Genomic DNA, 10,222 nt, shown 5'->3' on the forward strand with positions numbered 1-10,222 from the left:
AACAGCCGGTGACACGGAAGGTAGCCGCGGCCAGCCAGTTCAACTCCTCCAACAGCGCCGCCGGCAGCGGGGCCGGGCACAGGTAATGGAACTCGTGCGCCATCTCCGTCTTGATGCGGCTGGTGTAGATACCCGCCTCCTCGGCCGGATAACGGCTCATGTCCACCTCCAACGCCGGGAAGAAGTGCAGACCGCGGGAGATGCGCGGCGCTTCCAGGTCTTCGGGCAGGCGGCGCGCCACTGGCGTGGTCAGGTTGCCGATCAGTCCGATGGTCACCTCGCGCCCCTCGATGAAGCGCTCGACGAGGATGGGCTGGTCGTAGATCTCGAACTGGCGGCGCAACTGGGTGCGCAGTTGAATCTCGTTGTAGACGACGGACTCGGCCGTGACGCCCATGCCCGTGCCCTCGCGGCTCGGCTTCACGAATAGCGGGAACTGCATGTCGGGGTCGAGCGTTTCTGTGACGCGCTCGAACGTCTGGAAGGCGGGCGTGGGCAGGTTATGGTGGGTCAGCACCCGCTTGGTCATCGGCTTATCCAGCGCCAGGGCTAGCGTCAGCACGCCGGAGCCGGTGTAGGGGATGCGCAACATCTCCAGGATGGCCGGAACCTGCGCCTCGCGCGAGTCTCCCCAATGTCCTTCGCAGATGTTGAAGCAGATGTCGGGCTTCAGCCGGGGCAGCGTCTCGCACAGGCTGAGGTTGCCCTCCAGGAAGGTCGCCTCGTGGCCGCCCGCCTCCAGGGCCGACAGCAGCGCCTGGATGGTCGCCTCACTGTCCAGGTCGTCCCACCGGTCGGAGGGCATGCCAGGCCAGGTGGGCGCGTTCTTCTGCAAGTTCGCCAGCAACGCTACGCGCATCGTGTCTCGTGTTATCCCTCGCGCCGGCCACCGTGTACCGGACGGAAATCCTGTACGGGCGGGTTTGAAACCCGTCCCTACTTCGGACGGTATTGTAGCGCAACTGAGAGAAATGACACGATGGACTGCGGTCAGAACGGAATGGGCGCTGATTTTCGCCGCCAGGCAGCGTCCATCCGCGTCCTGTTTCTGTCAGTGAGTGGCGGAGCCACGCCCGTTGGGCGAACCCAGGTAGGTGCGCAAAATCGTCTGCAATTCGCGGATGTCGAGGGGTTTGGCGAGGTACTCGTCGCAACCGGCTTCCAGGCAGCGTTCCCGGTCGCCGAAGAGGACGTTGGCGGTGGTGGCGATGACAGGGATGGCGGCCAGCGTCTCATCGGCCTTGAGCTGGCGGGCCACTTCCAGCCCATCCAGGCCGGGGATATTGATGTCGAGGAGGATGAGATCGGGGTGTTCGCGCGCGGCGGCCTCAAGCGCTAACAGGCCGTCACTGACTCCCAGAAAATCGTGGTGTTCGGCTTCGATGACGCGCGCGATGAGGCGGAGGTTGGTCTCATTGTCCTCCACGCACAGCACTCGCTTGCGCGCCGCGCCGCTAACAATACGGTTCTTCACGCGTAACTTCCTTTACTTGCGTCTTCATGTGGCGCAGGTTTCTTAACCTGCGTGCTCATGATATCCGGCCACGGGTTAAGAAACCCGTGCCACATGAAGCCCACGCACTCATTAAACCATTCCTTGATTACGACGGCGATTACAGTAGGGGCAGACCTGCCCCCGGGCGCACACGCAGGTGCGCCCCTACATCCGCTCCGGCGGGCAGCACGGGATGGTGAAGCGGAACGTGCTGCCGCGCCCCAACTCGCTTTCGGCCCAGATGTGCCCGCCGTGCAACTCCACCAGGCTCCGGCTGATCGCCAGCCCCAACCCCGTGCCGCTGGTGGAGCCGCGCCAGCCCGCGTCCACCTGGTGGAAGTGGTCGAAGATGCGCGGCAGGTGTTCCGGGGCGATGCCGATGCCGCTGTCCTCGACGGTGAACAGCACGTCCTCTTCGTCCTGCCGGATGGAGACGGCCACGCGCCCCCGGTCGGTGAACTTGATGGCATTGCCGACGATATTCCACAAGACCTGCTGGACGCGGGTGCTGTCGGCCATCAGTTGACCGACGCTCGGGTCGATGTCGAGCGTCAGCTCCAGCCCCTTGCTCTCGGCCTGGGGCGCGGCCGTCGCCAGCAGCTTGGAGGTCACTTGCTCGATGTCGAACGGCTCATAGGTCAGCTCCAGCCGGCCGGCCTCGATCTTGGACATATCGAGGATGTCGCCGATGATCTCTCGCAAGTGGTGGCCGCTACTATGGATGAGTTGCAGATCTTCGGCCATGCGTTCGGTCAGTTCGCCGTCCAGGCCAATGAGCATCACCTCGGCGAAACCGATGATAGAGTTGAGCGGTGTGCGCAACTCGTGGCTCATGTGGGCCAGAAAGTCCGTCTTCAGGCGGTCAAGCTCGCGCAGTTTCTCGGCCGTGTGCAACTGTTCCGCAAAGTAGTAGGCGTTCTGCGCGGCGACGGCCAGTTGGGCGGCCAGAATGCGATGGGCCAGCACGTGGTAGGCGTCGAACCGCTCCGGCTTGTCGGCCTGAACATCCAGCACGCCCAGCAGCCGCTCGCCGACGATGAGCGGCACGGCCATCTCGGAGAGCGTATCGGGCAACAGCGGGTTGGGCAGGAAATCGGCGCTGTGGCGCGTGTCGGCCACCACAATGGTATCGCGCTCGCGCGCGGCGCGAGCGACGATGGAATTGGCCGCCAGCGGGATGCGCCACCCCTCGCTCACCATGCGCCGGCCGACCTCTCCCGCGCCGGCCCGCAAGACCAGCGCGCCCTCAGCTTCGTCGATCAGGTAAATGTGAGCGTGGTAGAGGTCGAAGCTCTCCCGGGTCAGTTCGGCGGCGGCCGTGAGCAGTTGATCCACGTCCAGCGTCGCCGTGGCTACCACAGCGACCTCCGATACGGCACGCAACTGGGCGGCCAGCCGCGCCTGGTCAGCCAGCGCTCGTTGGGTCTGCTCCAACAGGACGATGGTCTGCGCGGCCACGGCCACCTGCCCGATGAGTCCGGCCAGACTGTCGATCTCGTCCTCGGCGAACGAGCGCGCCTGGCGCTGGTAGAACAGGCTGACGTAGCCGATCCACTTGCCGCCGACGACGAGCGGAGCGAAGACGGCGCTGCGCGCGCCTCCACTGGCGGCGGCGAGGGCGACCAGCGATCCCGGCTCGGCTCCGGCCCCATTCGCGGACGGGGGTACGGATGTGCCCGCGGCCAGAGCGGCGCGGGTGGGGCGGTCGAGGCGCGGGTCGTTGATGATGTCGGCGAAGACCGTTGGCCGGTCGGCCCGCAAGAGCCGTAGCGCCGGGTACTCATCGAATTGCCAGCGCGGCCCGGCGGCTGGCGCCTCACCCCCGTCGCGGCTCCACTGGGCCAGAACGGTGACCGTCTGCGGCGGTTGGTCGGGCAACCAGGGTTGGTCAAAGTGGACGAAGTGAAGCGCGTCGGCGGCGTGGCCGAGTTCGGTGTGCTGCCGGATGACGGCCAGGATGTCGTCATACGACTGGGCCATGTTCAGCCGGGCGCTGACGTTGTAGAGGGCCTCGGTCTGGGCCAGCGCACCGCGCTGGGCCAGATAGGCGCGCCGTCCGGCGACCGTCGCCGCCAGCGGCTCGTGCAACCGTTGCAGGATGAAGGTTTCATCGGCCGATAGCGCATGCGGCTCCGGCCAGACGATACTGAAGAATCCCTGCCACTGGCCGCCGCGCCGCAGCGGCAGCAGCGCCAGCGCCCGCCAGCCCTCGCGCGCCGCCTGGGCGCGCATGGCGTCGTCGAGACGCGGGTCGCTCCGGCTGTCCTGGATGGTCAGCAGGTCGCGCGGACGGTCGAGCCACAGCTCACTCAGGGGCAGGTCGCGCAGGGGTGTGACCGCGGCCGGCCGCCGGCTCGCCCCACCCTCGGCTGGCGGCCAACTACTGACACACGCGGCCAGCAGCGCGCCGTCGCTACCCCGCGTTGAGAGGTACGTGAGGCTCATAGACGGACCGGAGGAGGTTCCATATTCCAGATTCAAGGTTCCAGGGGAAGAACTCGCTTCCCTGGCCCCTGCAAAGAGATCGGTTGCCAAGGGGTACAGTATTTCGTCTTCGGTGGTCGCCAGCGACAGATCGGCCTCGATGCGCGACAGCCGTTCCAGTTGCCGCGAGCGGTCGCGCGCCTGCTCAAAGAGCTGGGTGCGCTGGATGGCCGACGCGCCCTGATAGACGATGGTCTCGGCCAGCCGCAACTGTTCGTCGGTCAGTTCGATGCCTTCCTCCACCACGTCCAGCCCCACCGTGCCGATGACCTCATTGCCGACGACCAGCGGCAGAATGAGGATCGTCTTCACGCCGCGCTGGCGCAGCACTTCGTGGGCCGAGGCGGTCAGCGGGCTGGTCGTCGCGTCGTGGACGATGACCGGTTTTCGCTCCCGGATGGCTTGCTGAGTGGCCGGGTTGTTCTCCAGCGGGATCACGAAGCCGACCGCGCTCTCCGCGTTAAGCTGCTCGGAGCGGTCGGCCAGGACGGTCAGGGCGGTGTGGTCGTCGTTCAGAATCGCCACGCCGACCTGGCCGATGGAAGTGGCCGCCGCTAACTGATCGACGATCAGTTGCAGGCTGTCTTTCAGATCGGCTGTGGCCGCGATGGACGTGACGACCTGGTTGACCAGGGCCAATTCCTTTTCGCGCTGTCGAGCTTCGTGCAGCGCCGTCTCGGCCTGCTCTCTCAGCCGCAAGTTCTCCTGATTGATGAGCGCCGTCTGCTCTGCCTCGCGCTGTATCTGGGCCAGCAGCCGGGCGTTGCGCAGCGCCACGGCCAGTTGGCCGGCGACCGTCTGCAAGAGTTGCGAGTCGCCCTGCCCCAGCCCGCCCACGTCGCTGTCCTGGGTATCGAGCACACCGAGCACCTGGTCGCCATACATGATGGGCACGGCGATCTCGGCCCGCGTGCTCGGCAGCAGCCGGTTGGGCAGCCAGCCCGCGTCCTGGCGCACATCGGGCACGATGACCGGAGCGCGGGTGAAGAAGGCGCGGCCGACAAGCCCCTGACCCGGCGCGAGCATGTGACCCGCGGAGCGCATCGTCTGGCCCGCCTCGCCCGTGCCGCCCGCCATGCGCAGCGCGCCGGCCTCTTCGTCCCACAGATAGACGTGGACGTGGTAATAGGCGAAGGCCAGTCGCAGTTGCTCGACTACCTCGTTCACCAGTTGTGACTGGTCGAGAATCGTGGAAAGCTGGCGGCTGATGGCGGCGCTGGTCTCCAGGGCGCGCGTGCGTTCAATGACCCTTACCTCCAGCTGTTCCCGCTCCAACTCCAGTTCACGCGCCAACTGGCGGGAGCGCCGCAGCAGCGTCCGGCTGTCGCGCCGCAGCATGACCAGCGCCACCAGCAGCAGTCCGCCCGTCATGGCGGCGCTGAACAGCAAATAGAGCAGCGAGAACAGGTCGCGCTGGAAGGCCGGCCCCTCGACGGGCGCGACGGCTGCCAGGGTGACGCCCCCCAGCAGGAGGGCTACAGCCACGGCCCGCCCCCTCAGCAAGATGGCGACGAAAGCGAAGTAGGCCAGCAAGAACAGGCCCAATACGGGGGTCAGGCCGCTAATGCGCAAGTCCAGCGCCATCAGCCCCAGATAGACCATCACCAGGCCGAAGGAGCGCAGCCGGTAAGTCACGCTGCGCCAGAAGGCCACCAGCAGCACCAACAGGTACAGCCCCAGATAGGCCAGCATGAGCGGCCAATCGGGCCCAACGCGCAGCAGCAGCGTCAGCGTGGGAATGAGGGCCAGAAAGAGCAATACCGACAGCCCCAGGGACACCAGATTGAGCGTGCGCCCCTGGGTGCTCTGTGTCAGCTCGGTGGCGTCTTCCCCTCGCTCCATCGGCGCAGCGGCGGGCAACGGCAGATCGGGCAGCAAGTCGGAGAGTTGTAGCCGGAACCAGCCCCAACTGAACAGGATGGCGCTGATGGCGAAGACCAGCATGGTAGGGTCGATGAGGAAGGGGCGGCCGCGCACGATCGCCACCTGGTAGATGGCGTTGCTGACGAAGGGCAACAGCGCGCCGATCAGCACAAACAGCGTCAGCCGCCGCGCCTGGCCCCGCGAGCGCCACCAGTGGCGGAAGATGAACCATGTGGCGATGCCGACCAGACCGTAGGCATAGAGGACGTGCACGAAGTAGGCCGGCCCGCGCTGGGCGCTGAAGGCCACGAATGGGCCGTCCGTCGTGATGCCCGGGTTGACGTAGAGGAGGGCGTGGGCCGGCGTCGTCCAGGCCAGGCCGATCATGATGATCGGCAGTATGAGCAAAGGGCCGATCAGGCGAGGTGTGGCTCGCTCGATCCGCCCCGTGTAGCTGAGGGCGAATAGCAGCCAGGCCACGGGCAACAGGGCGATGCTGATCCACTCCAACCGCGTCCAGAACAGGATAGAGGCGGCCCGGGTCGAAAGCAATTCCGCCGCGTAGGTGATGCACCACCAGCCGGTCAGCAGCACCAGGTTCAGAAAAATCCACGTCTCCGGCGTCGTCGACAGGGGACGCCGCTGCTGCCAGCCGATGTAGAGCGACAGGATGAAGAGCAGCAGCGCCGCCCCGAGCACGGGCAAGACGTAGGGCGTGAATTGCAGACTCGCGCTGTTCATATCTTCTCCGAGGGTCAGGTTCCCGGGTAGGGGCGGGTTTCAAACCCGCCCCTACTTAACCCCTAATTGCCGGCGCACCAGCTCATTGACCAGCGCCGGATTGGCCTGCCCGCGCGTGGCGCGCATCACCTGGCCGACGAACCAGCCTAGCAGGCTCTCCTTGCCGCCTCGGTAACTCGCCAGGGGGCCGGGGTTGTCGGCGATGATCTGGTCGATGAGGGCCGTCAACGCCGCCTCGTCGGAGATTTGCCCCAGGCCGCGCGCCGCGACGATCTCCCGCGGCTCGCGGCCGCCGTCCACCATCTCGGCCAGCACGTCGCGCCCCGTCGTCACGTTGATCGCGCCCTCATCCACCAGCCGCAGTAGTTCGACCAGCGCGCCCGGCGCCAGCGGAATCTCCTCGATGCGTCGCCCGCGCTCGTTCAGCAGCCGGAACAGATCGTTCAGAATCCAGTTCGCCAGCGCCTTGGGCTGGCCGCCGGCGGCCACGGCGGCGTCGTACCATTCTGCCACCCGCCGGTCGTCGGCCAGGACGCCCGCCTCGTAGGGCGTCAGACCGAATGTCTCGACGTAGCGCGCCTCGCGGGCCTGCGGCAACTCCGGCAGAGCGGCGCGCACGGCCTCGATCCACGCCTCGTCGATGTGCAGCGGCGGCAGGTCAGGCTCGACGAAGTAGCGGTAGTCCTCAGCCTCCTCCTTCAATCGCTGGCTGAAGGTCTCGCGGCGGGCGTCGTGCCAGCCGCGCGTCTCCTGCACCACGCGCCCGCCGCCATCCAGCAGGGCGGCCTGCCGGCGCAACTCGAACTCCGTCCCCTCGGCCAGCGCCCGGAAGCTGTTCAGATTCTTAAGCTCGATACGCGTGCCATAGCTGGCGCTGCCCCGCGGCCGGATGCTGATGTTCGGCTCCACGCGCAGCACACCCTTCTCCATGTCGCCGGAGTTCACCTCCAGGTAGCGCAAAATCTGGCGGATGCGCGCCGCGTAGGCCCGCGCTTCCTCGCCGGAGCGGATATCCGGCTCCGACACGATCTCCAGCAAGGGTACGCCGGAGCGGTTGTAGTCCACCAGCGACCCGCCCGCCTCCAGGTGGGTCAGCTTGCCCGTGTCCTCCTCCATGTGGACGCGACGGACGCCGATGCGCTTCGTCTCGCCGCCCGGCAGGGTAATGTCCAGCCAGCCATACCGGCCGATGGGCAGCTCGTACTGGCTGATCTGATACCCCTTGGGCAGGTCAGGGTAGAAGTAGTTCTTACGGGCAAAGACGTTGCGCGGCTGGACGGTGCAGTTGAGCGCCAGGGCGACGCGCAGGGCGAACTCCACCGCCCGCCGGTTGATGACCGGCAGCATGCCCGGCATGCCCAGGCAGACGGGACAGACGGCGGTGTTCGGCTCTGGCTCAACGTCCGCCGCCACCACCCGGCAGCCGCAAAACATCTTGGACTCGGTTAGCAGTTCGGCGTGGATCTCCAGACCGATGACGGGTTCGTACTGATCGAGCATGAGGCTTCCCGGAGAGTGGTCAGTGACCAGTGGGCAGTGATCAGTTCACTGACCACTCGCCACTATTCAAGTATACGACTCCATAAGCTCGCCACCAATTGTAGCCCCTTTCCCCCATCCCTTAGGTATGGGAAACGTGAAAAGTTGTCGCGGGGCGGTTGCCGGCGCGGGTTCAGTCGGTCGCTTCCGGGTCACCCGCTTCGGCGGCCAGATCGCCGGCTTCGGCGGCGACGACTGGTAAGCGCTTGTGCCACGGGCGGGCGCGCTCATAGGCGTAGGCGGCGTCCAGGATGCGCGCCTCTTGCAGTGTGTCGCCGATGAGTTGCAGCCCGATGGGCAGGCCGCGGCTATCGAAGCCGCAGGGTACGGACAGGCCGCAGCCGGCGCTCAGGTTGAGCGGCAGCGTGAAGATGTCGGCCAGGTACATGCTCAGCGGGTCGTCCGTCCGCTCGCCGATGCGGAAGGCGGTCGTCGGGCTGGTCGGCGCGGCGATCACGTCCACCGTCTCGAAGACGCGGCGGAAGTCGTCGCGGATGAGCGAGCGCACCTTCAGCGCGCGGCCGTAGTACTCATCGTAGTAGCCGGCGCTGAGGGCGTAGGTTCCCAGCATGACGCGCCGCTTCACCTCCGGCCCGAACAGCGCGCGCGTCTGGCGTACCGTGTCGATCATGTCCGCGCCGGCGACGCGCGGCCCAAAGCGCGTGCCGTCGTAGCGGGCCAGGTTGGCGCTGGCCTCGGCCGGCGCGATCAGGTAGTAGACCGGCAAGCCATAGCGGGTGTGCGGCAGGCTGACCTCGACCACGTCCGCCCCCAGCGCGGCCAACTGCTCGATGGCCGCCCGGACGGCTGCCTCCACCTCCGGCTCGATGCCCTCCACGAAGTACTCGCGCGGCACGCCGACGCGCAGCCCGCGCACGTCGCCGGTCAGCGCCGCCTCATAGTCGGGCACGGGCGCGTCGAGCGAGGTGCTGTCGCGCGGGTCGTGGCCGGCGGTGACGCCCAGTAGCGCGGCCACGTCGGCCACCGTCCGCCCGAACGGCCCCACCTGATCCAGCGACGAGGCGAAGGCGATGACGCCCCAGCGCGACATGCGCCCATAGGTCGGCCGCAGGCCCACCAGCCCGCAGAACGACGCCGGCTGGCGCACGCTGCCGCCGGTGTCCGTCCCCAGCGCGCCATAGGCCAGCCCGGCGGCGACAGCCGCGGCGCTGCCGCCGCTGCTGCCGCCCGGTACGCGCTCCAGATCCCACGGGTTGCGGGTGGTCACGTAGGCCGAGTTCTCGGTCGATGACCCCATCGCGAACTCGTCGGTGTTGGTCTTGCCCAGGATGACCGCCCCGGCGGCGATCAGCCGGTCGACGACGAAGGCGTTGTAGGGCGGGATGAACCCCTCCAGGATACGGCTGCCAGCCGTGGTCTGGACGCCGGCGGTGCAGATGATGTCCTTGACGGCCACGGGCACGCCCAGCAGGGGTGTATCCTCGCCCGCCGCGCGCCGCCGATCGGCCTCCGCCGCCTGCTCCAGCGCCATCTCGTCCGTCACGGTCAGATAGCTCAGCAGGGCGTTGTCGTAGGCGACGATGCGATCGAGCATCGCCTGCGTGGCGGCCACACTGGTCGTCTCGCCGCGCCGCAGCGCGTCGCGCAGTTCGGTCAGGGTTAGGGCTGTGATGTCCATAGGGTAGGCAGTACGCAGTGGGCCGGTAGGTCAGTAGGTCAGTCTATCCCGACTGACGTACTGACCTACTGACCCACTGCATACTATTCTTCAAGCACCGACTGGATGAGGAACTGCCCCTGCGCCACGGCGGCGGCGTTGAAGAGGGCGTCCTCGCGCGGTAGTGACGGCGCGATCACGTCGTCGCGCATGACGTTCTGCCCGATGGCCGCCGCGCTGGCCGGCGCGACGCCGGACAGGTCGAGTTCGTTGAGCCGGGCGGCGTAGTCGAGCACGGCCGACAGTTGTTCCTGGTAGTGGGCCAGCTCCTCGTCTGTCAGCGCCAGCCGGGCGAGGTGGGCGATCTTGGCTACGTCATCGCGCGTTAAAGACATATCAATCCCCCATCATCGGATCATGCTCATCCTGCTTGGCCTTCTGCGCCTCACGGAGCTTTTCGTACTCCTCTTCCGTCCAGATGC

The 10,222-nt window shown here is 67.0% G+C and carries 6 protein-coding genes; all 6 read right to left on the minus strand.

Going from position 1 to position 10,222, the window contains the following annotated elements:
- A partial coding sequence (locus ACE3UY_RS11805; protein WP_374687723.1) for a hypothetical protein occupies positions 1–859 on the minus strand: 859 nt, incomplete at its 3' end.
- A 192-nt stretch (positions 860–1,051) separates the two neighbouring features.
- Positions 1,052–1,474: a response regulator gene (locus tag ACE3UY_RS11810; protein ID WP_374687724.1), complete on the minus strand. Its 423-nt coding sequence runs from the start codon at positions 1,472–1,474 to the stop codon at positions 1,052–1,054.
- 186 nt (positions 1,475–1,660) lie between these two features.
- Positions 1,661–6,583, minus strand: a complete 4,923-nt coding sequence (locus ACE3UY_RS11815; protein WP_374687725.1) for a GAF domain-containing protein — start codon at positions 6,581–6,583, stop codon at positions 1,661–1,663.
- Between the two features lie 51 nt (positions 6,584–6,634).
- Positions 6,635–8,083 (minus strand): Asp-tRNA(Asn)/Glu-tRNA(Gln) amidotransferase subunit GatB, encoded by a 1,449-nt coding sequence (gene gatB, locus ACE3UY_RS11820; protein ID WP_374687726.1) that lies wholly within the window; start codon positions 8,081–8,083, stop codon positions 6,635–6,637.
- 172 nt (positions 8,084–8,255) lie between these two features.
- Entirely contained in the window at positions 8,256–9,761 is a 1,506-nt protein-coding gene (gene gatA / locus ACE3UY_RS11825; protein WP_374687727.1) for an Asp-tRNA(Asn)/Glu-tRNA(Gln) amidotransferase subunit GatA, read from the minus strand.
- An 83-nt stretch (positions 9,762–9,844) separates the two neighbouring features.
- A complete protein-coding gene (gene gatC / locus ACE3UY_RS11830) occupies positions 9,845–10,135 on the minus strand; it encodes an Asp-tRNA(Asn)/Glu-tRNA(Gln) amidotransferase subunit GatC (protein ID WP_374687728.1) in 291 nt (96 codons plus the stop codon).
- Positions 10,136–10,222 lie beyond the last annotated feature (87 nt).

The sequence above is a fragment of the Promineifilum sp. (SeqCode) genome (assembly GCF_041918635.1).
Lineage (GTDB): Bacteria > Chloroflexota > Anaerolineae > Promineifilales > Promineifilaceae > Promineifilum.

Bases quoted from the DNA above. Each gene is read 5' to 3' on its own strand.
- gatB (WP_374687726.1), bottom strand. From the start codon at position 8,083: ATGCTCGATCAGTACGAACCCGTCATCGGTCTGGAGATCCACGCCGAA.
- ACE3UY_RS11815 (WP_374687725.1), bottom strand. From the start codon at position 6,583: ATGAACAGCGCGAGTCTGCAATTCACGCCCTACGTCTTGCCCGTGCTC.
- gatA (WP_374687727.1), bottom strand. From the start codon at position 9,761: ATGGACATCACAGCCCTAACCCTGACCGAACTGCGCGACGCGCTGCGG.
- gatC (WP_374687728.1), bottom strand. From the start codon at position 10,135: ATGTCTTTAACGCGCGATGACGTAGCCAAGATCGCCCACCTCGCCCGG.